The following is a 22860-nucleotide window of genomic DNA, read 5'->3' as shown; positions in this document are numbered from 1 at the left end:
TCTGGTGGTCATTGCTGCCCACAATGAAATGTATTTACCTCTATCAATGGAAGACGACATGCAGTCGATGACTTTAGCCGGTCCTTTCGAGTTTTCCGGTAAAGCCGGGACACTGGAAAGCCTTGCCCCGTTTCTGAAAACTGGCCGCGTGCTGCCATTACATCGGTTCACGGTCAGGAACTGGCGCAGTAAGCCACAGGCCATTCTGGATTATTGTGTAAAGCGCTTCGGTGATCATTCATTGATCGTGCGCTCCAGCAGTCTGTCCGAGGATCAGGATGGCACCTCGGGAGCCGGCATGTACGATTCGGTCGGTAATGTGCGCGGGGCAGTGGCATTGAATCAGGCCATTGAACAGGTGATCTGCTCCTACGGGCAAGCCAGCGATTTCGATGAAGTGCTGATCCAGAGCATGGCAACTGGGGTGCTGGCGTCAGGTGTAGCGATGACTCGTGATCCAGAAACCGGCCTGCCTTACTACGTGGTCGATTATGTGCCAGGGCACGAAACGGATGGCGTCACCGCCGGCACCGGTACTGTTCACTCGTTTGTGGCTCTCAAATCCCAGTGCAGTTCAGAACCGGTGGAGCTTAAGGGGTTGTTCGCCCTGCTGGCCGAAGTCGAGCAACTCACTGAGCGCGACGCGCTGGATATCGAGTTCGCGATCACCGAAGGCGGGCCGCTGCTGTTTCAGGTTCGGCCGATGACGGGACAAGGCGTGGAGTACATCGACCCGCACTCGGACCTAGCGTTGCGTTCGGTCCTGGATTCGGAGGTGGTGCTGCTTGAAGGGATGGACAGAAAGACGCGGGAGCCCGAGCACAGCTTCAATGCCTTTTTGGGGCTGATGCCGGACTGGAATCCAGCCGAGATGATTGGCGTCAAGCCGCGACCGCTGGCGTACTCGCTTTACAAGGAGCTGATCACCGATGTGAATTGGGCGTCGGCGCGGTTCCGCTACGGCTACCGCGACATGCGCAACAAACCATTGATGTATCAGTTCAGTGGTTCACCGTACATCTGCATTCCCTACAGCGTGGAGTCGTTCATTCCAGCGGCGCTGCCGTTGTCGATCGTAAACTCGGTGGTCACGGAGTGTTGTGAACACCTGGCAGCTCACCAGTCGTTGCACGACAAAATTGAGTTTTCGATTATTCCCACATGCTTTACACCACAACTGGCGGCCATGCCCGCGGGGTCAATTCCAGCTTTCAACGGATTGAACGCGGCTCAGCATGCGCTCTATCTGGCAGAACTGAAGAGCGTTACCGAGCACATCATCAGCGCCGATGGGCCGTTTTTTTCGGACCTGACGCGACTCCCCCGGATTGAACAAAAAGTCGAAAGACTGGGCAGCCATCAGCAGAGCGAGGATCCGCTTCAGCGATTGCGTCACTCCCTGGCTGACGCAAAGGTGGTAGGGGAAGTTTTTTCCGGCGTAGCGCGGGCGGCATTTGTTGCTACCGCGGTCATCAAGTCGCTGGAAACCATGCAGCGAATTCCAGCGGGTTTCACGGATTCGCTGATCGGCGGCGTATGCACCGTCGGACGCAAGATGGCCGACGACTTCCGGATACTGCACAAAGAAGCGTTTTTGCGTCTGCACGGCCATGTACGTCCCGGCACCTACGATTTGCGCGTGGCCCGATACGATGAAACCCCCGACGCCTATTTCGACTGGAATACGCCGCTGCAACGGGCCCATCGCGATGAGGGGCCGCGGGTGATCAGTCATGAAATCCGCAATGCCGTGCAACAAGCCTTCGACGAGTGTCAGCTACGCGTATCGGCCGAACACTTTTTCAAGTTTCTCGATGCCGCTGTCGCCGCCCGGGAGAAGGTCAAATACTTGTACGGTGCTTTCGTCTCGCAAGCCCTCAAGGCGCTCGGCAGTTGGGGGGAGAGTCATCAGCTGAATCGCGAAGAGTTGAGTTTTGCAAGGCTTGACGATTTTGTCGGCAACCTTGAAGAGGTTCGGCTGGAGATGATTCGCGACCAGATCGCCAACAACCGAGTGCGGTGGCAGTCGACTCAGGGTATCCGCACCCCGGTCATTGTTTGCAAGCCTCAGGATTTGCTGTCCCACGCCATCGAGACGTGCAATCCGAACTTCATCACCCGCAGTGCGACTAACGCGCCAGTGGCGGTGTTGCGGGCAGAAGAAACCAGCAAGCGCAACATCGAAGGCTGCATTGTGCTGATCGAGAGCGCCGACCCTGGTTTCGACTGGATTTTCACTCACCGTATCGCGGGGTTCATTACCGCTTACGGCGGCGAAAACTCTCACATGTCGATCCGTGCCCGGGAATTTGCCATCCCTGCTGCAATCGGCGTCGGGGAGGCGAAGTTTCGTAGTTTGCTGTCGAGTACACGGTTAATTCTCGATTGTGCTGAACGGCGTATCCAGGTGCTGTCGTGACCTTGATAGCCGTCACCATGCTTCGGCTGTTCGATACAACGCGAGAGGAGTGGAGGGATGCGATTGATGGGCGCTGGACATCCTTTCTGTCTCATTGCGGGGTGCTACCGCTTTACATGCCCAATGATGCCCACGTCAGTCGCGACCTGCTGGCGCGGCTTCAGCCGCAGGGTGTGCTATTGACCGGGGGCGGCAGTTGTCAGGCGTTGTCGGGTATTGCCGACCCGCGAGATGAAACCGAAGCCATGCTGATGGCGTGGGCTCTACAGCATCGCCTTCCAGTCCTGGGCGTCTGTCGTGGAATGCAGGTGATGCTCAGCCGTGCCGGGGCAACGCTGGAGCCCGTTGCATCCCACGTAGGCGCCCACGACATTCACTGTCACGGCGCGGTTCGTCGGGTCAACTCGTTTCACGATTACGGCTTTTATGCCGCGCCACCTGGCTATGAAGTCGAGGCAGTCAGTGAGGACGGTGTAATCGAAGCCGTCAGCAACCCCGGCGCAGGTCATAGCGCCGTGATGTGGCACCCCGAACGTAATCAACATTGGGACAGTGCTGACCTTTCCTTGGTCCGCCAGGTTTATGGAGTTTCACCATGAAGGCAATCATTCTTGCGGCTGGACGTGGCAGCCGATTGGGGGCGCTAACTGATCAGTGGCCCAAGGCACTGGTGACGTTCAACGGCATGCCGTTAATCGAGCGAACAGTTCGTACCTTGCGTGCCGCAGGTATTACCGAGATCGGCATTGTCGCGGGTTATCGCAGCGACATGCTCGCGCCCTATGCCGATCGGCTGTTTATCAACCCACTGTGGAGCACAACGGGAATTCGCCAGTCGCTGAGTGCGGCCCATGAATGGCTGGACTCGCAGGCGTGCGTGGTGAGTTATGGCGATATTTTCTATTCGCCTGAACTGGTCAGTGCCCTGATACAAAAAGACGAGGATATCGATCTGGCATTTGATCCCCAGGCGGTGAAACTCTGGCAGCAGCGCTTCGATCAACCTCTGGATGACATGGAGCGATTTGTTATCGATAACGGCAGGATCTGCGAAATCGGCCATCGTGCCGAAACGCTGGAGCAGATCCAGGGACAATACATGGGGCTGTTCAAGTTGACGCCGGCGGGTTGGCATGCACTCAATGGTCAACTGGAACGGCTGAACATCGAGCAGCGTGAACAAGTTGATATGACCTCGCTGTTTTCCTTGCTGATTGAGGCGGGTGTACGGGTCGGCGGGACACCCACAAATGCGCCGTGGGGCGAAATTGACTGCCCTTCCGACGTGCAATTGTATGAGCGGATTTATCCACAACTGTGAGTTTACAACTTAAACTGCCAGTACGTTTCGAAGAAAGTCAAAATCCCCACATTGCATGGCGACGTGGGGTTTCTCATGGGGGCGCCAGACATGACGCGTTGCGCGCAAGCGCAACCAGTAGGCTGATTGCCGAGACTGGTGGCATTAAACATGAAGCCGACCACATCGTGCCAGGCATGTATCCAGCGGGCCGAGAGCTCAAAGCCAAAAAAGGGGAAAGACCTTGAAAGTACTGGCTTTTAGAGCGACTCGACTTTTGAGGTCGGCGCACGGATGGCCAGACCGCCGAACGAAGCACTAGGCTCTGTCTGAAATTCGGAGAAACCGAACATTGCGCTTTCTCCTTTCTGGCGGTCAAGCCAGCGATATCAGCTACGCACAGCCATTGCTGAACGATGTCTGCATCCCGATGAGCAAACGCGGTCGACCTCGCAAGCGCTGCCGCTGGCTTTTGGCCGACAAGGGCTACGACGCTGATGCGCTGCGGCGTTTCTGTGACCGATACCGCATGCAGCCGGTTATTCCTTTGCGTTCGATGAAGCGCAAACCCAAGCCTGGATTGCCTCGCCTGTTTGATCGCCCAAAGTACCGCCAACGCAATGTGATCGAGCGTATGTTCGGTTGGCTGAACGAGAACCGCCGACTCGTGACACGCTTCGACAAGCTCGCAAAAAGTTATGGCGCGATGGTCTCACTGGCTTGCGTCATGCGGTGTCTGCGACACCTTTTTTCAGACAGAACCTAGTATCGACATAGCGCAATGCAGATTTTACGTCCCTCCAGCCCACATAGCTCATCAGTGATTTTAGATCCCATCCACTGGTAGAGGCCCAGCTCGCCCCCCCCTGCGCAGTGAGACCTCGGACGCTTTATCAAGAATTTACGCTCGCCAAAAGAAAACCGACAGCAACTTGATACGCAACCCAATACCCTTTTTGGCACATCTTCGCGTTCTCGAGAGTGCTACATGAACACCCCCACCGAGCAGTTGGAGCAACGGCTCAAGTATCAAGGCATCACCGAAGTCGAATGTGTCGTGAGCGATTTTTCCGGCATCGCCCGCGGCAAGCTTTCCTCGACCAGCAGATTCCTCGAGGAACGTGGCATGCGACTCCCGGAAAGCGTCCTGTTGCAGACGCTGACCGGCGACTTCGTCGAGGACCAGGTCTTCTACGCCCTGCTCGATGAGGCAGGCGTCGACATGATCTGCCGCCCTGCGGCAAATGCCATGTTCCTCATGCCATGGATCGCTGAACCCACCGCCATGGTCATCCACGACACGTTCGACAAGCGCGGCAATCCCATCGAGCTGTCGCCGCGCAACGTACTCAAGCGTGTGCTCAAACTCTACGCCGACAAAGGCTGGAGGCCGGTCGTCGCGCCGGAAATGGAGTTCTACCTGACCAAGCCCAGCAGCGACCCGGACCTGCCGCTCAAGCCCCCTGAAGGCCGGTCAGGCCGACCTGAAAAAGGCAGGCAAAGCTTTTCCATCGATGCGGCCAACGAATTCAGCGCGCTGTTCGAAGACCTCTACCACTGGTGCGAGGCCCAAGGCCTGGACCTGGATACGCTGATCCATGAGGGCGGCCCTGCACAAATGGAAATCAACTTTCGTCACGGCGACGCCCTGAACCTGGCTGACCAACTGGTTGTGTTCAAGCGCACCCTGCGCGAGGCCGCGCTCAAGCATGCGCTCAGCGCAACCTTCATGGCCAAGCCGATCGCCAACGAGGCCGGCAGTGCAATGCACATCCACCAGAGCGTACTGGACGTGGCCACAGGCAAGAACCTTTTCGCCGGAAAAGAGGGTGCCATGAGCGAGCGGCTGCTGCATTACATCGGCGGCCTGCAGAAATACACGCCGAAGCTGATGCCCCTGCTTGCGCCCAATGTGAACTCGTTCCGCCGATTCCTGCCGGACGCCTGTGCCCCGGTGAACGTTGAGTGGGGTGAGGAGAACCGCACCGTAGGCCTGCGTGTTCCAGCTGCGCCAGCGGCCGCCACGCGCGTGGAGAACCGCCTCCCGGGCGCTGATGCCAACCCTTACCTGGCGTTGGCCGCCAGCCTGCTCTGCGGCTATCTGGGCATGATCGAACAGATCAACCCCTCAGCTCCCGTGCAAGGACGTGCCTACGACTGCCGCGGTCTGCGCCTGCCGAGCACGCTCGAGAACGCGCTGGTGCAATTGGAGGATTGCGAAGTGCTCAAGGAGCACCTCGGGCACAGGTTCGTGCAAGGCTACGTCGCCGTTAAGCGTACCGAACACAACAACTACAAGCAGGTGATCAGTGCATGGGAACGTGAGTACCTGCAATTGAGTGTCTGAGCGCACCACCAGGCCATGCACAGCAAAAAAACTCGTTATCGAAAAGGGCTCACTCATCGAGCCACTACACCGTCACGTTTCCATCAAACCCCGCTGGGCAGCGAAATCGCAGGCAGGCCCTGGTGCCTTGCGGTTCAAGATTGAGCAACGAGGCCTCTCCGCCGAAGTGCTCCATGACCTGCCTGACCATCACCAGGCCGATCCCCAGGCCACCTTGCCGGGTGGTGTAGAACGACTTGAACGCTGAGATTTCCTGTTGACGGGTCAAGCCAGGGCCGGTGTCGTCAATGAACAACATCAGCTCGTCGCGGCCAGCGCGCTCCAGCGACAAGCGCAGCGCTCCGCCCTCGGGCATCGCCTCGATGGCATTGGCCAGGACGCTGTTCAGGACTTGCCCGAGCAGCAGCCTGTGGCTGATGACCATGGCCGTGTCGCCGATCTGCGGCTGCGCCTGTATCCGCAACTGGCGAAGTTGCGCCTCGAAGCCACTCAGGGCCTCATGTGTGATCGCTACGAGGTCGAGCGTTTCGGCCTCGCCTCGCAAGGGACGCAGGCATAACAGCAGATCATGCACCCAGCCCGACATTCGGTCGACCTGAGCAATGATATCGGTAATGTTACGAGCGGCCGGCTGATCCGGCGCCATCTGCGCAAGCTCTGCACTGCTGCGGATACTCGCCAATGGGTTGCGCAAACTGTGGGCGACTGCGGTAGACATTTCCACCAGGCCGCCATAGGTCTTGTTCGCTACCAACTGGTCCTGTTGTTCGGTCAACAGCCGCGCGGCTCGCCAGACAATCCAGAACAGCACGAAGTAGATGATCAGCCCACCCACTGTCGTCGCCACCCAAATGAGTCTGCGTCCGCGCTCCAGGCGCTCAATCAGATCGACCGGTTCCTTGTAGATTTCCACCATCACCAGGACCTTGCCCTGATCATCGAGCAGCGGAATGTAGTTCTCGACAAAGAACATCTTCGGCGGCCGGCTGAACTGTTGCTCCAGGCGGCCGGGCTCGACTTCATCGTACCTGGCACTGACACGACCGCCTGAGGTGAAGGCAATCTCCAGCGCCTCGTCGCCACGGACCTTGCGCCCGACCAACTGTGGGTTGGTTGACCAGATAACCTCTCGTTGCGCAGAAAAGATGGTTGCCAGCAGCAGGTCCGGGAGGTTGGACAGGTGATCGAGGAATTCCGAGCGTGCCCGCAGGCGGTTTGCTGCTGTTTCCGGCGTAAGCATTCCGTACTGCGCCGCAGCAAGCACATCGCCCATTTTCATGCCCGTCAGATCGTGGTGGCGGATTTCACCCACTGCGATGGACTGAATGAACTGTGCCGACAGCAGCGCATCGCGCTCCAGGCTTTCATTGACCAGAAAGCGCGTCGACAACCACGCCAACCCCACCGCGACAGCGCTGATGACAACAAAGCTGGTCAACGAGAAGCGCCGCATCAAATTGAACGGTTCGCAGGTGTCAGCGATCCTGGCTTGCAAGTGCATGGCGCCTCCAAGTGTTCAGGCAAAGCCCGAGGACGCCGCTGCCTGGAGGGATGCTTGAACATGACCAGTGTAGTGGTAAGCGAACCAACACCTCGCCGTTTGCGCAGCTCAGCTAGTCAAAAAACTCCATCTCGCTGTAAGGATGGCTTCGGCAGGTCGCCAACCGTGATTTCAGATCACCCACATGCGCTTCCAGCTGATGCCCGTCAGCATAAAGGCCGTCCCTGGGTAGATAGACGGCCCAAATGTAGATCAGGCTGTATTAAATGTCAGCTTTGGCAAAAGCGGATCCGATTGCCGAAAGGATCGTAAACCTCCAGCAGCTTGCCCCAGTCCTGCTCGACAATGTCGGGCCGGCCAAAACCGTAGCGTTTGCCAATCAGCTCGTCGCGAAATTGCTCGATATTACGCATGGGCACAAAAAGGGTGGTGCCTGGGCTTGCGTCGCCGTGATGTTCGGACAAGTGAAGTTGCACGCTGTCCCGGCTAAGGCCCAGATAGAGGGGAAGATCCGCTTCGAAGCGGTGCTCGAACTCAACACTGAAGCCGAGAAAGTCCAGATAGAATTCCCGCGCCTTGGCTTCATCGAACATGCGCAGTATCGGTATGGCTTTTTCAAGTTTAATGGCAGCGCTGCTCGGCTCTGGAGCCAGCAGGGCTGAAGCCGTATTCCAATCCTTGTAGCCCAGTTGCTGCGCCACCATTTCAAGTGCTGCGCTGTGGGATATCGGGTGATTGCTGGCCTCTAGCGAGGTGCGCAAACGCTTGGCCATCCGCTTGGCGTTCTCGATGGTCGACATGATTCCTCCTGGAGTCGAAGCATTTTGGTGCTCGCGTTGCCAAACCTCGACTATCAAGAGAGATGTGAAAGGGTTTGGAGCAGCAATACTTTCACCCATCCTTGACGGAGCGAGCGGCAGGCAGTATCAGCCTGCGCCGATAGTACAGCGCTGGCGCCCAAGCGCGCCATAGATCTGCGACACCACCTGCATCGTGGCGTCTTCGACAGTGCTTTCATTACGGCACAGCACCCAGCCGTGATCGGCAACCGCACGCTCGAACGCCCGGGTACAGGCGACCTGCTCTTCGAGCTTGTACATCACCGTGCTGCTCAACCCACGCGAGCGCGCCGCTGCCCTGGCCCAGGAAATATCAGGGGCGGTCACCACCCCGACATGCAGGTCGGGCACTTGCACGTTGCGCTCGATGTTCAACTGCAGAATCTCTGCGAACGGGACCAGCCGGCGAAACGCGGCATCAGACGGGTACCAGCGATCGATCAGAATGATGCTGTCCGCTGGCTGTTCAGGCAGCACATGCTGGGTAATCCAGGTGCGGCTATCGGCCAGGCGTTGGCACACCTCCAGCTCCAGCTCCCGGCTGGGATGTCTGACGAGTTGGTTGACCAGGGCCATGGTTTCGCCCCGGAAGGGATCGCTTTTTTTCTCGCAAAGCCGGATCACCTTGTTGTTGCCGGCCCGCAGTACTTGGGTGACGGCCTCCAACAGTGTGGTTTTACCGGTCCCCTTGGGCCCATCCAGAGAAACAAACAGCGCACGCTTCATTCTTCACATTACAGTTGGCAGACGGCTTGGATGAACACTCTAACAGGCTAAGGACTAAGCTAGTACGGTGGATCCTCGACTCTCAAGGTGAATGCCATGAGTACTGCCTTGTCGCTGTCTGAACTGGATGCCGCGTTACCCGGTTTGACTCGCAAGATCCGCGTACTCGATGCGCTGGCCTGGCCTGAGGGGGTTGAGGAGGTGTTCCTGGCCCAGTGGCGCAGCGGCAAGGCGCAACTGCCCAAGGTCAAGTTCAGCCCGCGCGAGCACAGCGCCGATATCGCAGCGCTGGAGAGCTTTGTCGGGCATTGCGACCAGGGCCATCCCGCCGGTCGCTTTCTTGCCAGGACCGCCCATAGCTATGCCACTGCCGGGCGCATGCTCGGCGCCATGGGCACCCCTGCCTTTACCCACTACTCGTCGGCGCTGTACCGCCGCCCGGACTTTTACTACCCCCGGCAAAAGCTGAGCATGCTCGACGCCGCCCATTTTTTTCTGAAAACCACCGATGCGCTGTTGGGTGGCAACTGTATTCCCCCCAGCCCTGCCGAGATTCCGGCTGATGTGTTTGCCGCCTGGCTGCAACCGGAGCTGGAGCGTTTTTTTGGTGCCGGGCAGATCACCATCAAGCTGGACCCAGGGCTTGCCGCCAAGGCCATTGCCGGCACCAGCCGAATTCGTCTGCGTGCCAGCGCCTTGTTCAGCGAGCTGGACAAGCAGCAGTTGCTGCAACACGAAGCCTTTGTACACGTGGCCACCGCGCAGAACGGTGCACGTCAGCCCAACCTCAAATGCCTGGCGTTGGGGGCGCCGCGCACTACCCAGACGCAGGAAGGCATTGCCACCCTGGCCGAGCTGCTCACCGGCAGCATGGACATCAATCGCTTGCGGCGCCTGGCCTTGCGCGTGCTCGCGGTGCAGCAAGCGCTCGATGGCGCCGATTTCATCCAGGTGTTTGAAGGCTTCATCAACGCCGGCCAGTCGCCGGAAGAGTCCTTTCGCTCAACCCAGCGGATTTTCCGCGGCGCCAACGTGCGCGGAGGGTCGGCATTTACCAAGGACGCCGCCTACCTGACCGGGCTGCTCGGCGTGCACACCCTGTTGCGTGTGGCGATCCGCGACAACCGCCCGGACCTGGTGGGGCACTTGTTTGCCGGGCGCCTGAGCCTGGGCGACACCCTGCACCTGGCGCCGCTGTTCGAGTCGGGCTGGCTGGTGGGGCCGACCTATGTTCCGACCTGGGCCAGCGACCTGCGACGGCTGGCCGCCAACCTTGCATTTTCGGCCTTTATCGCCCGCATCAAACTGGATGTACTCGACCTGCAACGCTTCATGGACTTTGAAGACGAGCATGAGTAACAGGGCCGCTTTGCGCCCCATCGCGGCGCAAGGCCGCTCCCACAGACTACGCTGGCCTCGCGAAAAATACGGGACCCGCTAATCTTCAGTCCAGAAAGGGACACACCAAGCAACAACCGGTTGGCGTGACAGCTACGATGAGCTGATACGCAAGGCATTCCAGAACGTCAGAGGCACGCCGATCCCCTAGGGAAGCCGATCTTGAATCTACGCATCAAGGGACAGAGCGATGGGACAGGCACTGCTGGTCAAGGTCCGTGGACGGTTAAACCCTGGGCAGAACCAAGGACTCGCAGCAGCAGTCGGCGGGCCTGCCCTGGAGGAGATCCTCAGGGTTCCCGCGCAACCTGCGACGTCCGGCGCAGCAGGCTTGGCAGCGGCGCAAGGGTCAACCTGGTACCGCGCGCAACTGCCGCCGGCCAGCAACCCCTGGGACGCCGCCCATGCAATGCTCTCCCACGGGGCCGCATTCGCAGCCACGGGCGGTGCGCAGATCGAGTTCGTCGAGCCGGACATCGAACAAGGCTGGTTTGCCGAGGTGGCAACGCCTGGGCCTGCGCTTGCAGCCGCTGTCTGTACCTTCCATCCGCAGGATGCGTCGGGACGCAAAGCCGTCTCGGTTGCAGGTAACGACTGGCACCTGCAGAGCCAACATTCACAGCTGGCCAACGCCAGAACCCGCGTCAGCCAGGCAGAGCAACAGGCCATCAGGATCGCTCACCTCGACACCGGTTATGACCCGCATCACGCAAGCCTGCCCCTGCACCTGGACCTGCAGCACCAGCGCAACTTTCGCGACCAAGGCCACCTCAATGACGCCACTGATCGCACGCCCGCCGGTTGGACAGCCATTCGCAACCAAGGCCACGGTCACGCCACGCTGAGCCTGCTGGCAGGCAACCAGATCAGCAACGCTGCGGCCGCCAACGGCTTTGTCGGTTTCATCGGCGGTGCCCCCCATGCGACGGTGATCCCCATACGCATTGCCGACTGGGTCGTGCGGTTCTCGACCAGCACCATGGTCCAGGGCTTTCAATACGCCGTGGACCAGGGCGCACAGGTGTTGTCGATGAGCATGGGGGGTCTGACTTCCCGTGCCCTTGCCGACGCCGTCAACCTGGCCTACGAGCACGGCCTGTTCATGGTTACCGCGGCGGGCAACAACATCGCCAAGGCGCCAACCCCGGGTTCTGTGGTCTTCCCTGCCCGCTTCCAGCGCGTGCTCGCGGCATGCGGCGTCATGGCGGACGGCCGGGCCTACGCCGGTCTCAGCCCGTTCACCCAGCAAGGCAACTATGGGCCGGCGTCGGCGATGCAGACGGCAATGGGCGCCTTTACCCCAAACGTACCCTGGGCTGAGTTTGGCTGCAGCAAACTGGTCAGCATGGATGGCGCCGGCACCTGCGCCGCGACACCGCAATTGGCGGCCGCCGTGGCGCTGTGGATGGGCAGGCACGCCCAGGCGCTCAAGGCTTATCCTGAACCGTGGATGCGTATCGAGGCCGCGCGCTCGGCGCTGTTTGGTTCGGCGTTAAAACACACAGCAGCGATGGGCGCAGATGAAACGCTTGAGAAGATCGGCCGCGGGGTACTGCAGGCCGACGCCATGCTTGAGTTGGCGCCGCCCGCCGCCCAGGACCTCAACAAGACCTCAAACGCTGAACCCAGTTGGGGCTGGCTCAACCTGATCTTCGGCGTCGGCGGCGTCAGTCTCGCGCCCGGGCTGACACCGGCGCAGGCTGAGATGTTTGCGCTCGAGTTGACGCAAATGGCGCAGCGCTGCCGTTTGGTGGACGAGTCCATCCCGGACAGCGATGCCGCCACCGGGATGGCACCTGCCCTGTTCAACCGCTACCTGGAGGCGGCACTTGACGCGGGCAACCCATCAACTGCGCTGAAAGCCTTTCTTGAGCAACAGCTGGGCCGCAAGCAGGCCAGCACAGGCGCTCCCCCTCCCCCTGCAACCCCGGGGCCTCAGATCGAGCGCAAAGCCAAAGTGCTGCCTACACCACCGCGACGCTTGCGGGTTTACGCCCTGGACCCTTCCATCGCCAAGACACTGGACGCTGTCGCGATCAACGAGGCGGTCATCAGCATCCCCTGGGAGGAAAACCTTGCACCCGGCCCGGTCGGCGAATACCTCGAGATTGTCGACATTGACCCGGCCTCTGATCGCCTTTACGACCCGGTCGACCTGAACGAGCCAAAGCTGTTGGGCCAGGACGGCTGGCCGCCCTCCGAGGGTAACCCGGCCTTCCATCAGCAGATGGTCTATGCCGTGGCCATGAAAACCATCAGGAATTTCGAGGAAGCGCTGGGCCGACGCGTTCTGTGGGCGGCACGCTGGGCGAAGTTCACCGATAGCAAAGGCCGCTCGCAGTACAACCCTTACACCGTTCGGCGCTTGCGAATCTACCCCCATGCACTGCGCACCGACAACGCCTACTACAGCCCGGACAAAGTGGCCCTGCTGTTTGGCTATTTCCAGTCTCAATCCGACCCAACCGGGGCCACGCCCGGGGGCACGATGGTGTTCTCCTGCCTGTCCAGTGACATCATTGCCCATGAAATGTCCCATGCCCTGCTCGATGGCTTGCACCGCCGTTTCCAGGACGCCTCGAACCCTGACGTGCCGGCTTTTCACGAAGCCTTCGCCGATATCGTGGCGATCTTCCAGCACTTCTCCCTGCCTGAGCTGGTGCGTTTTCAGGTTCAGCAGGCCCGTGGGCGATTGAGCGCAGCCCGCCTGCTGGCCTCGCTTGCCAAGCAGTTCGGCGAGGGCACCAACCGCGGCGGGCCATTGCGCGACTATCTTGCCGAGGGCGACAAGCCCAAGTATCCCGACGAAATGGAGATACATGCGCGCGGCTCAATCCTGGTGTCGGCGGTGTACGAGGCGTTCCTGAGCATCGTCGACCGCCGTACGGCCGACCTTATCCGTATCGCCACCAATGGCACTGGCCTGCTTCCAAAAGGTGCCCTCCCTCACGATCTGGTCGAGCGGCTGACGGAAGAGACCTGCAAGACTGCCCGACACGTGCTGCGCATGTGCATCCGCGCACTGGATTACTGTCCCGCAGTCGATATCACCTTTGGCGAGTACCTGCGTGCGCTCATCACCGCCGACATCGACCTGGTCGCCGTGGACAGGTTCCACTACCGCGTCGCCTTCATGGACGCCTTCCGAAAACGCAACCTGCTGCCGCGCGACGTGCGCACGGTCTCACAGGAGTCGCTGGCCTGGGGCACGCTGGCCAATCCAAGGCCGGCGTGGTTGGCGGAACTGGTAAAGGACCTTGACTTCGGCTGGGACCTCAAACTTGACCGCGAGGAGATCCAGAGGCTCAACGAAGCCAATCGCTGGAAGCTGTGGACGGGCCTTGACGCTCTTCTCAAACGCCATCCCGAACTGTACGGTGAGTTCGGCCTGCTGCCCGGTGTGCCTAGGTACTCCATTGATGGGGACGTTGTGGCCACTGCGGACAAAGGCAGTACTACCTTTGATGTGCCCAACGTTCGCCCTGCGCGCCGCGTAACGCCCGATGGCGGCTTTCAAACCGAGGTGGTGGCGACGATCCTGCAACGCCGTCGCGTGCCGGTTGACCCCAATGATCCGAACGGGCCGCAGATGTGGTTCCGGGGCGGTACGACGCTGATTCTCGATCCGCGCAAGAACGCCAGCGAAGTGCGTTACGCCATCGTCAAGAACAGTGGCAGCGAAAGCCGCCTGGCCCGGCAACGACAACAGGCCGCCAGCGGATCCCCGAGCGCGCTGCAAGCACTGTATTTTGCGGCAAACCCGAGCGAGCCGTTCGCGCTCCTGCACGCCAGCAATGGAGGGTTCGGCCATGCCCATTAAGCCTCCCGGCTTCACTGTCCGCCACTATTGCCAAGGCATCGGTGACTGTCATCTGCTGCGCTTTGCGCAAGACCAGGGTGCCCCTTACTGGATGCTCATCGACTGCGGCATTCACAGCTCCATCAAGGGCGGCTCGCAGATCATCGACGACATCGTCGCCGACATTCACCAACAGACCGGCGGCAACATCGATGTCCTGGTGCTGACCCACGAGCACACTGATCACAACTCTGCGTTCAGGGCATCCTCGAAACGCTTTGCACCGTTCAACATCGACGAAGTGTGGATGGCCTGGACCGAATCACCCAGCGACCCCGACGCGCAAAGGCTGGACAAGTTCAAGCAGCAGGCGCTCAACGCGCTGTCTGGCGCCAGCCGGCAATTGCATGGCGTGGCTCACCTGGACGCGGCCAAGGCGAGCGCGCCTCTGCGCGAAGGCATCGACGAGTTGCTGGCCTTCAGCTTCGGCGCTCAGGGCGAAACGGTACGCGGTATGCGCGATGCCGCCAGCAAGCTCGCCAATAAAGGCATCAAGTACCTTGAACCCAGCCACGCGCCGCTGAGCATTCCCGGTACATCTGCGATACGGGCCTATGTGCTTGCGCCGTCGCGCAACACCGATTACCTCAACATCGTCGACCGCGTGGGTGAACGATACTCGATGGCCAGCGATGAAAATGGATTGCGCGTTGCCCAGACGCTGTCAAACGCCTTCGCGGCAGCAGCACCCGAGAGTGACTTCACGGACCTGACTGCCCCCTTCGACCCCAGCCTGGGTAGCCGCTTGAGCGACCTTGAGCGGGCAACCAAACCGCACAATGCCATAGCCGCCTTCGCGCATTCGCACTACTTCGGGGCAAGTGAGCGTCAACCGCTGATTGCCTCGAAAAAGCGTGTACGCACCACTGACGCAAACGAGACCGATCAGGCATGGCGCCGGATTGACTTCGACTGGCTCGGCAGCGCTGGCACACTGGCGATGCAGCTCGACAGCAAGACCAATAACACCAGCCTGGTACTGGCGTTTGAAATCGTCGACAGCGGTCGGGTTGTGCTCTTCGCCGCCGATGCGCAAATCGGCAACTGGCTGAGCTGGCAGGACGCGGGCTGGACGCTGCCCGATGGCACCCAGGTGAGTGGCCCGGATCTGCTCAAACGAACCGTCTACTACAAGGTGGGTCACCACGGCAGCGAGAACGCGACGGCCAAAGCCAAGGGCCTTGAACTGATGACAAGCAAGGATCTGAGCGCCTTCGTCCCTACCAACGAGAGCGATGCGAAGAAGGTCAACTGGGGCGAGATGCCCTACCATTCGCTCCTCGCAGCGCTTGAGCAGCAGTGCGGCCCACGGGTTATTCGTGCCGACAACCCGAATCTTCTGGGCGGCCAGGCGCCCTTTACCACACCGTCCGGTTCGATCCAGGCGGTTCGAGTAGGGACTGTGGGTCAAGGCGGTGACCCACGTCGCGTGTGGGTCGAGTTCGATGTGGCCTAGATCGGCTATGATGATCGCCCTTCAGACAGCTGGAAGTCCGATCCCCCATGCTCAAGCCCCTGGTCGTCCTGACGCTCACTTGTGCTGCTGGCTACGTTAGCGCAGCGTCCTCCGAACTTGCCGGGGTCTGGACAGGTACCCTCGGCAAGGCCCGGATCACCGCCTGCTTCAACGCCGCCCCGGACAGCAACGGCAGTTACTACTACCAGCGCTTTCTCTCGCCGATCCAACTGACCCGGGAAAACGCCGACGAACCCTGGATCGAAGACGGCAACACCGGGCTCTGGCAACTGGATACGCCCCAGGGCGATACCCTGACCGGCACCTGGAGCAAGGCCCCAGGTGGCACGGCATTGCCACTGGCATTGACCCGCTCAAGTGCCGAAGGCTGTGGCGGCGACGCCTATAACGCGCCAATGGAAGCCGCAGCGCTGCCAGTCAAGGTGCAGAAAAAAACCTTCAATGGGCACGCCTACCAGGTCAGGACCCAAGGCGCTCAGGTCACCCTCAAGCTGGAAGGCAATGGCTCGGCTATCGGCAAGATCACTCAACACCTGGCACGCCTCGCCGCAAGCCCCGAGGGCCAGAGCGAATTCTTCAGCGAGCGTCGGGAGTTTCTCGGCCGCAACGGCTCGGCCAGCACCAGCGAAATCAGCGTCGAGCCCACGTACTGGTCGTCTGGGTGGATCACCGTCAGGTTCTACCGCTGGAGTGCAGGCTACGGTAGCAGCGGCATCAGTTGGGGCCTGCACAGCTGGAACCTGCAAACGGGCGAAGCCGTCGACCCCTGGACCTGGCTCGGTACGCGGTTTGAGTGGTACAGCCCTTACTCCGGGCACGTCACCCTGCCCAAAGCATTCGCCACCCGGCTCCAGAGCCAGGCCACGGCAGACGCCGACTGCCCAGGTGTGGCGAGTTACAGCAGCTACGACCTGAGTTTCGACACCCAGGGTATGCGCCTGGCCAACCGTCCCAGCGGCGATGGTTGCGACGTCGATGAAACCTTCACGTGGAAGCAGCTTGAGCCGCTGCTCTCGGCGCAGGGTCGGGCCGCGCTGCCAAGCTTGCAGGTGCCGTGAGCAGGCCCCTGAAGGCGAGCGAAGAGTGCCTTGATTGTCATTCGGGGAGTAAGGACTGAAATTTGGCTAACGCACTTTTTACCTGCGCAACATCCACGTCAGTCATTCCGATCCCGACAAGATTGCTGATCACCCGTTCGACCGGCGGTGCGTTGTCAGTGATAATCTTGACGGCCTCCTCGGGTGTATCCGTCTTGCGGATATAACGGGCAAAATCCTCCTTCGTCATCTTTCCTCCGCCGACGAAAAGCTGGAACAACAGATCGCAAACCGGTAGGTGTACTTTCTTATCTGGTTGCTCGGGCTCGGTCCAGAACGCAGAATCGAAAAACACCATTGAGGTGACGGGCTCACCCTCTTGGCGGTAGTAAATCTGAGACGCGTCCTGGAAAACCTCCTGCAAGGTTCCGGCTCGTCCCTCGGAATAGATGATCCCACTGCTCGCCAACGCAAGCAGCACATCCTCACGAATGCTGTTCAGAAAGTACTTGGCAATGTGCGTCGCGAGTGGGGTGAGAGGTTCATGGCCGTAGTGCCAGGTGGGAACGGCCAAACTCTGGTTTTCCGGCTTGAGCTGGGCTTTGCGTTCTTGAGCAATTCGCCATGCCGGCATCATCCAGACGGCCAACTCCTCGGCATATTCCTCGTTGATAAACCAGGTACGTGTATTCTTGTCCTGTGTCAGCACGCTCCCCATGTTCTTGGGCAGTGATGGCGCCTCTTTTTCCAGGCGGTTGATCGAGTCTGTCAGCGCCTTTTCTCCCTGCCCAGCGAATAGACTGCCAAGGTGCGCCGCCTCCATACATCCAGGGCCGCCGCCGCTTGCGACGAGGAAGCCACATTCTGAGAGCATCTGAGCGATCTTTGCTACGGCCCGGTAAGTGTCGCTACCCCGGTTCTCACGATGCCCCCCCATGATCGCGACAGGCCTGCGCCCTTTCTCAAGGTGGTCGTGCAGGAACTTGTTCATCCCCTGCACGATTGATGCATCGTGAAGGGCCTGCATCATTCCAGCAAAGGGATCGGTAATAGTGGTCCGACCGTTCTGCTGAAAATAGAGGTAGCTGAGATAGTCGGCAGTATCGATCACGCTCAGCGGATTATCAGGGGTGAAACCCGACAGCAATTCATCCGCGCTGTAAAGCCCATCGTGGATTGGATTGAATGGCGGATGGGGAACTAGCTTAATTGGCTTGAGCATCATCAACTCCTTCTGAGTTCTTCGCACGTTCCAAGACGTCAACCTTGTTGTCGAGCCCAACCACGACCTTATCTATCAGCGTAAGGAAAAGGCCATGCGCCAGGATTCCGGGCACGGCTTGCAGCTCCTTTGCAAGATCGTCGGGATTGCTGATCTTGCCGAATGAAATGTCGAAGATATGCGCTTGCTGGTCGGTCCAGAACACCGTACCGTCGGCTCGCAGGCGCAACGTTGCCGGAACGCCATAGCGGGCGAGTCGTTGCTCGACCACGCCTAGCGCAAATGGATGTACCTCGACCGGTAAAGCAAACCGCCCCAGCCGTTCAACCAACTTACTACTGTCCACAATGACAATCATCTGACTCGCTGCGGCAGCGGCGATCCTCTCTCTGAAAAGGGCTCCACCGCCACCTTTTATGGCGCGAAACTGGGCATCGATCTCGTCGGCACCATCAATGACAAGATCCAGTTTGCCCAGATCGCCCATCGGTCGAAGGGGAATACCAACAGATACGGCAAGTGCGCCAGTTGCGGATGATGTAGCCGTCGCCGTCAGTTTCAGCCCCTCTTCGGTCATTCGCCGACCGATCTCCCGGACCGCATAGGCCGCAGTACTACCTGAGCCCAAACCGACGACCATGTCGTCCCGAACCTCCTCTACAGCCTTCAGCGCAGCGCGCTGCTTCTGAGCTTCAAGATCTGGCATTGGCTAGCATCCTTGTATAGGCGTCCGCCAAGTTGCTGCTGCCACTAGCCTCAGCCCTCAAGATCTCGTCAGGCACACGGTCCAACAGCACACGTGCCTGCTCGAGCCGGATCAGATGCTCAGCGCTATCATCAGCATCCTCAAACGAAAAGCTCGCAGTTGATGCCACTAGAAAGGCATGTTCAATCATCGACGGCGTCACTTCATTGTCCGGGACCTTGAGCACTCGCCACGGCACAATCTTCCCCTCCCGTTCGAGTAATTCGCACACAGCAGCAACATCGCGGGCGATGGCCTTACCAATTTCTGAGTTTTTGATGGCGGGGTCTACAGCAAGGCGCTCTTCCAGCTGTGTGTACTCTCCTCGCGCTTCATGCCGGATGCCACGATGTTCCCTTGGGATGTGGTGAATCACGAAGTTCGCTGCGCGCTCAATCCAGTCGACGGGGCTTTCAACATTTCCCTGGTGATGCGCAGAGAGACGATGAGCGTCCATCGCGTTCTGCTTACCTTGCTTGGCGTCTCCCCATTTATACATTGAGGCCGATAGATGCGGATTGAAGAATCCAATATTGATCCACGCGCCGTCGTCAAGAGAGGTGACATAATCTATGTACCATTGATCAGCGTTGGATAGCTTTTCCTTGAGGTGCCGTGCAAGAACAAGTTCGTCAACATCATGGCGGTTCGCTGTAGGACGGGGTTGACCCAGGGCATCAAGGATTACGGCAAGATCGCGAGCATGCGACCACGATAAGATCATTCCCCGCCGCCACTCCTTGCGATCGAGTGGCGGAGTGTCCGCCAGCCCTCTATCTGCGAGTAGCTCCGCGGCACGCATCACAGACTGTATACGTGCTAAAACCTCAGCGGGAATCACGGCCTCCATTCTTTTGTCGAACTCAACGACCGACACACTGTCCGCGCCATCGTCGGTTGCGAAGATGTTTGGGTGATTGGCCGCAAGCTTAGTGCCATCCTGAGCCGGGTCAACGTTACGTGGAATTTGGCGAAAAACGGCGCCATCGGTACCTTCGTAGTACCCTCGCAATCCAGGGGTCATCGCAATATCTCCAGAAGTTCGGTGATGTCGTTCCGCACTAATGCATTGCGAAGGCGAGCCTCTGTGCGCAAGACCGGGGTCAAATCTACGCCCTCATTTTTCGGCTCAAATTCGCGGGCGATCAGGCGTCGCCTAGCGCGTGCCACTACAGGGTGATCCCGATAGCTCCGCGCTTTGTGTTCAAGCATGCGCTTCCAAAAGGGCACGCTTTCTAGCCGCAGCAGTACCTGCTCGATAGCCTCATCCAAAGGAGGCGCCGCAGAAAGCGTTTGGAAAAGCGCCTCGCGAATAGCCTCAAGATCCTGCGACAGGATTTGCTCGAAGTGTAGTCGGTCCAGCATGGCGAGGGCTGTCGCTCCGCGCCCGCGAGCCTGCATGGCAGCTGTATCGCGTGTTGCCAGTACGTCTAGTACTGCATCGGGCTTGAGCTCCCCCATGATGATCTTTCCATTCTCGTCCTTCTTCAGGTAATGCAGGCTGGTGCCGATGCCCACGCCATCCACGCCGCAATAGACACAGGCCTCCATATGGGTTCTGTCCATTCCAGCCGACACATAGGTTTCCAGGCCCAATTCGTGGGCGCGATGCATCAGCAACATCCACTCGGCGTCACTGAAAGTCAGAATGATCGGCTCGCTCTTTGGCAGGTTCGAAGCCCCATCCCAGGTGACCTTCTCAAATCCACCTGCCAACACAATGTCAATGGCGGTGTGAGCGATCTCCAGCTTCGCGCCTATCCAGCGAGGATTAGCCGAGTCGCGGTCGTCAAACAGAGGCACGTTCAAGTTGAACGCCGCCGACAGGAACTGGCGTGAACGATCACGCGAAACATTGCCTGCTATGGCTGCCATGAATCGAACCATTTGGCTGGTTGTCATTCGCTCCATGGCAATCTTGCAATCGGCGATACCGTTCACGAACATGACGTTACATGCGCTGGCGACAACGTGCGCAGTTTTGAGCAAGTCGTCCTCGAAGTATCGAGCCATTTGCACGTAGGTGGCAGGATGGGCAACAGAACCGTTATCGAATGGGGGGCGACCAATGTAGGCAGTGCAAGGTGCAGCCACCCCAGCCTGCAACCGAACACGAGCGGCATTGAGTGGCGAGGGCAAGCGATACGCTTCGGCAATTTCGCGGTCAGTCTGCTTGCCTCGATCAATATGCTCAATATGAACAACCGTCCCATCTAGCAGGCGGGCGTCCAGGCAGGTAACGAGGTTATGGCCTTCTCCCGGGTCTGCCAAAGAAAGGCAGGTCTGCCAAAGGCGCAAACCTGCGACGCCGATTCCTTGGTAGCCCGGCGGTAAGGTCACGCCAAACTCAAGCATGTTGTAGGCAACTGCTCTAGCGAGTTGCTCGACACCAGAGAGTCGACGATTGGTCGCTCGGGCACCGTCAATCATAATACTCGTTACGCATAGATAGCGCTGGGCATTGCCTGCCGCTTCAAGCGCAGAGCCAAGTTCGCGGGTACCGGGCGAGACCTTGGAACCGCTGCTCGCTCCGATCTTAATGTCGACGCCACCTTCGCCCGGGTCTATCACTACTGACGTCACATCGCCGGGAAGAACAGGCTGTTCAAAAAGACTCATCACCGCGACTGCCAAACTCACCAGTTCCTTGGCGTCTATGGAGGCCTGAATCAAGGTTGCCAGATCAATAGCAGCATTAGCCTTAAGACTTAGTCCCGGAAATGCAGACGCGACGGTACTCGCGAACGATGCAAGATCCCTTACACTTTCATCGATCGAGCGGCGCCGGATCAACTCTGCCTTCTCGCGACTGATGAAGTCCGGCGTGATTGACCGCTCGACCGCCTGGCGAGCTTCAGCGAGAAGGCGGCGAATCTCACCCAGCAGAACAAACCTGAAATCGCCAACGGCAACTCGCCCCACAGCATCGTCGATCTCGGTTTCCATTAGTACGCCTCCTGAATCTGGAAGGAACTGATGACCGTCTCCATAGAGACAACATCGATTTCTGGGCAGAAACCGTAGGCAGCACTCGCTATATCCATAATGCCTGCCAAACCAGCGTCGACTAGTCGGTCTGACGACGCGACCGCTGCCTCGATAATCTGCCGGCGGTTTTGCGCACGGTCGTCAATGACCGCTACAATCGCCTGTTGGCCGCGCACAGTGCTTGTGTCCTGAGCGTCGGGATAGATAGTCTGACCGTTCTGCGCGACACCGTAGTGGACCCCAAAGCAAACACCTGCCTCGATTTGGAACACTGCCGAAGCTTTTGAAGAGGCGTCGAAGGATGCACCTCCGGGGCCGAAGAATGCGAACGGTTGCTCCGCTCCCCCTAAGAGTCGCCTGATACAGGCAAGCGAAACTTCCCGCAAAGATGCGTCGCGATTCGAGAGAAAGACGATTGAGCCGCCCGCCTTCGCTACCCTGTCTGCAAAAGCGGTAAAGCCGGGAGATATCTGGTCATGTGCAAGATCGCGATCCCAGTAGCCCGCACGCAAGAGCGCATGGACCTTCGAGCAGACCCACTTTTCGCAAAGCGCGCAGGTCTGCGATTCGAGAGTGTTGCCTGTTCGCAGTTGTAGCTGTGCCAACATGTAGGCGCCGTAGGCCATGATCGAAGTGGAAGTGTATCCGGGCAGCAATGCTTGCTCCTTTCCACGCCAAATTTCCCCGAGGTGAGCCGTGAACAGTGCTCTTTGCGCTGCTGGCATAGGTAGTTCACTCGCGACAGGAGCCAGTTGCAGAAGGACCTCGCGCGACTTCTCAGGTGCCAACAGGCTCGTCAAGTCCAGGTCCACGCAGACCACAGGGCAAAGATCGGCATCGCTTGCCGCTCTGACTCGTTCAAGCAGGGTTCGCAGTACCTTCGCTTGTATTGCGGGTGAAGTCCAAGGCTCGGCGCCGATCTGATGCAAGGCCTGCGAGCGAAACCTGACCAGCTTCTGGTCAATCGACATGTCTTCTCTGGGCATAGTTACCACCTTGGAC

The 22860-nt window shown here is 59.3% G+C and carries 16 protein-coding genes and 2 pseudogenes; 9 read left to right on the top strand and 9 right to left on the bottom strand.

All coding sequences use genetic code 11. The features are described 5' to 3' along the window. The first annotated feature begins 58 nt into the window (after window positions 1-58). The 5 genes and pseudogenes from EXN22_RS13990 (at window position 59) to EXN22_RS13965 (ending at window position 6066) form a co-directional block, all read left to right on the top strand. Window positions 59-2419, top strand: coding sequence for a PEP-utilizing enzyme (locus tag EXN22_RS13990; protein ID WP_130264618.1), 2361 nt, complete (start codon window positions 59-61; stop codon window positions 2417-2419). Beyond that, window positions 2416-3018, top strand: a complete 603-nt coding sequence (locus EXN22_RS13985; protein WP_130264617.1) for a gamma-glutamyl-gamma-aminobutyrate hydrolase family protein — start codon at window positions 2416-2418, stop codon at window positions 3016-3018. Before EXN22_RS13990 ends, EXN22_RS13985 begins: the two co-directional genes overlap by 4 nt. Continuing rightward, window positions 3015-3740: a phosphocholine cytidylyltransferase family protein gene (locus EXN22_RS13980; RefSeq protein WP_130264616.1), complete on the top strand. Its 726-nt coding sequence runs from the start codon at window positions 3015-3017 to the stop codon at window positions 3738-3740. The genes EXN22_RS13985 and EXN22_RS13980 overlap by 4 nt, the downstream gene beginning before the upstream one ends. A 331-nt stretch (window positions 3741-4071) precedes the next feature. After that, window positions 4072-4485: pseudogene (locus EXN22_RS13975) on the top strand (IS5 family transposase); the annotation flags it as partial. Window positions 4486-4707: 222 nt separating this feature from the next. Then, complete coding sequence (locus tag EXN22_RS13965; protein WP_130264615.1) at window positions 4708-6066, top strand: glutamine synthetase family protein; 1359 nt, start codon at window positions 4708-4710, stop codon at window positions 6064-6066. Window positions 6067-6130: 64 nt separating this feature from the next. Here the strand turns inward: EXN22_RS13965 and EXN22_RS13960 are convergent, their stop codons facing one another. The 4 genes and pseudogenes from EXN22_RS13960 to EXN22_RS13945 form a co-directional block, all read right to left on the bottom strand. After that, window positions 6131-7567, bottom strand: a complete 1437-nt coding sequence (locus tag EXN22_RS13960) for a sensor histidine kinase (protein WP_130264614.1) — start codon at window positions 7565-7567, stop codon at window positions 6131-6133. Window positions 7568-7679: 112 nt separating this feature from the next. Continuing rightward, window positions 7680-7775 (bottom strand): annotated as a pseudogene (locus tag EXN22_RS26360) (glutathione transferase); the annotation flags it as partial. Window positions 7776-7836: 61 nt separating this feature from the next. After that, window positions 7837-8367, bottom strand: coding sequence for a glyoxalase superfamily protein (locus EXN22_RS13950; protein WP_130264613.1), 531 nt, complete (start codon window positions 8365-8367; stop codon window positions 7837-7839). Between the two features lie 126 nt (window positions 8368-8493). Then, window positions 8494-9132 carry a dTMP kinase gene (locus EXN22_RS13945; protein WP_130264612.1) on the bottom strand — a complete coding sequence of 213 codons (639 nt, stop codon included), beginning with the start codon at window positions 9130-9132 and terminating at the stop codon, window positions 8494-8496. A gap of 96 nt (window positions 9133-9228) precedes the next feature. Between EXN22_RS13945 and EXN22_RS13940 the strand changes: the two genes are divergently transcribed. From EXN22_RS13940 to EXN22_RS13925, 4 genes are all read left to right on the top strand, one after another. Then, window positions 9229-10491, top strand: coding sequence for a flavohemoglobin expression-modulating QEGLA motif protein (locus EXN22_RS13940; RefSeq protein ID WP_130264611.1), 1263 nt, complete (start codon window positions 9229-9231; stop codon window positions 10489-10491). A 229-nt stretch (window positions 10492-10720) separates the two neighbouring features. Beyond that, the gene (locus tag EXN22_RS13935) at window positions 10721-14350 is read left to right on the top strand and encodes a S8 family serine peptidase (protein WP_130264610.1); all 3630 of its coding nucleotides are present in this window, start codon (window positions 10721-10723) and stop codon (window positions 14348-14350) included. Beyond that, window positions 14340-15845, top strand: coding sequence for an MBL fold metallo-hydrolase (locus tag EXN22_RS13930; RefSeq protein WP_130264609.1), 1506 nt, complete (start codon window positions 14340-14342; stop codon window positions 15843-15845). Before EXN22_RS13935 ends, EXN22_RS13930 begins: the two co-directional genes overlap by 11 nt. Before the next feature lie 47 nt (window positions 15846-15892). Next, on the top strand, window positions 15893-16924 hold the full coding sequence (locus tag EXN22_RS13925; protein WP_130264608.1) for a hypothetical protein: 1032 nt from the start codon (window positions 15893-15895) through the stop codon (window positions 16922-16924). Between the two features lie 37 nt (window positions 16925-16961). On the opposite strand, the gene EXN22_RS13920 is transcribed toward EXN22_RS13925, so the two are convergent. From EXN22_RS13920 to EXN22_RS13900, 5 genes are read right to left on the bottom strand one after another with little or no spacing between them, the layout of a single operon-like run. Next, a complete protein-coding gene (locus tag EXN22_RS13920) occupies window positions 16962-18125 on the bottom strand; it encodes an LOG family protein (protein ID WP_130264607.1) in 1164 nt (387 codons plus the stop codon). Next, window positions 18109-18831, bottom strand: coding sequence for a ribose-5-phosphate isomerase RpiA (rpiA, locus tag EXN22_RS13915; RefSeq protein ID WP_130264606.1), 723 nt, complete (start codon window positions 18829-18831; stop codon window positions 18109-18111). The genes EXN22_RS13920 and rpiA overlap by 17 nt, the downstream gene beginning before the upstream one ends. After that, the gene (locus EXN22_RS13910; protein WP_130264605.1) at window positions 18818-19894 is read right to left on the bottom strand and encodes a hypothetical protein; all 1077 of its coding nucleotides are present in this window, start codon (window positions 19892-19894) and stop codon (window positions 18818-18820) included. The genes rpiA and EXN22_RS13910 overlap by 14 nt, the downstream gene beginning before the upstream one ends. Then, window positions 19891-21816 (bottom strand): hypothetical protein, encoded by a 1926-nt coding sequence (locus tag EXN22_RS13905; RefSeq protein ID WP_130264604.1) that lies wholly within the window; start codon window positions 21814-21816, stop codon window positions 19891-19893. The genes EXN22_RS13910 and EXN22_RS13905 overlap by 4 nt, the downstream gene beginning before the upstream one ends. Continuing rightward, complete coding sequence (locus EXN22_RS13900) at window positions 21816-22844, bottom strand: hypothetical protein (RefSeq protein WP_130264603.1); 1029 nt, start codon at window positions 22842-22844, stop codon at window positions 21816-21818. The genes EXN22_RS13905 and EXN22_RS13900 overlap by 1 nt, the downstream gene beginning before the upstream one ends. Window positions 22845-22860: the final 16 nt, after the last annotated feature.

The sequence above is a fragment of the Pseudomonas tructae genome (assembly GCF_004214895.1).
GTDB lineage: Bacteria > Pseudomonadota > Gammaproteobacteria > Pseudomonadales > Pseudomonadaceae > Aquipseudomonas > Aquipseudomonas tructae.
Note: the sequence above shows the minus strand (reverse complement) of the source record. Positions and strands in the feature narration are given on the sequence as shown.

Bases quoted from the DNA above. Each gene is read 5' to 3' on its own strand.
- EXN22_RS13990 (WP_130264618.1), top strand. From the start codon at position 59: ATGCAGTCGATGACTTTAGCCGGTCCTTTCGAGTTTTCCGGTAAAGCC.
- EXN22_RS13980 (WP_130264616.1), top strand. From the start codon at position 3,015: ATGAAGGCAATCATTCTTGCGGCTGGACGTGGCAGCCGATTGGGGGCG.
- EXN22_RS13965 (WP_130264615.1), top strand. From the start codon at position 4,708: ATGAACACCCCCACCGAGCAGTTGGAGCAACGGCTCAAGTATCAAGGC.
- EXN22_RS13960 (WP_130264614.1), bottom strand. From the start codon at position 7,567: ATGCACTTGCAAGCCAGGATCGCTGACACCTGCGAACCGTTCAATTTG.
- EXN22_RS13950 (WP_130264613.1), bottom strand. From the start codon at position 8,367: ATGTCGACCATCGAGAACGCCAAGCGGATGGCCAAGCGTTTGCGCACC.
- EXN22_RS13945 (WP_130264612.1), bottom strand. From the start codon at position 9,132: ATGAAGCGTGCGCTGTTTGTTTCTCTGGATGGGCCCAAGGGGACCGGT.
- EXN22_RS13940 (WP_130264611.1), top strand. From the start codon at position 9,229: ATGAGTACTGCCTTGTCGCTGTCTGAACTGGATGCCGCGTTACCCGGT.
- EXN22_RS13935 (WP_130264610.1), top strand. From the start codon at position 10,721: ATGGGACAGGCACTGCTGGTCAAGGTCCGTGGACGGTTAAACCCTGGG.
- EXN22_RS13930 (WP_130264609.1), top strand. From the start codon at position 14,340: ATGCCCATTAAGCCTCCCGGCTTCACTGTCCGCCACTATTGCCAAGGC.
- EXN22_RS13925 (WP_130264608.1), top strand. From the start codon at position 15,893: ATGCTCAAGCCCCTGGTCGTCCTGACGCTCACTTGTGCTGCTGGCTAC.
- EXN22_RS13920 (WP_130264607.1), bottom strand. From the start codon at position 18,125: ATGCTCAAGCCAATTAAGCTAGTTCCCCATCCGCCATTCAATCCAATC.
- rpiA (WP_130264606.1), bottom strand. From the start codon at position 18,831: ATGCCAGATCTTGAAGCTCAGAAGCAGCGCGCTGCGCTGAAGGCTGTA.
- EXN22_RS13910 (WP_130264605.1), bottom strand. From the start codon at position 19,894: ATGACCCCTGGATTGCGAGGGTACTACGAAGGTACCGATGGCGCCGTT.
- EXN22_RS13905 (WP_130264604.1), bottom strand. From the start codon at position 21,816: ATGGAAACCGAGATCGACGATGCTGTGGGGCGAGTTGCCGTTGGCGAT.
- EXN22_RS13900 (WP_130264603.1), bottom strand. From the start codon at position 22,844: ATGCCCAGAGAAGACATGTCGATTGACCAGAAGCTGGTCAGGTTTCGC.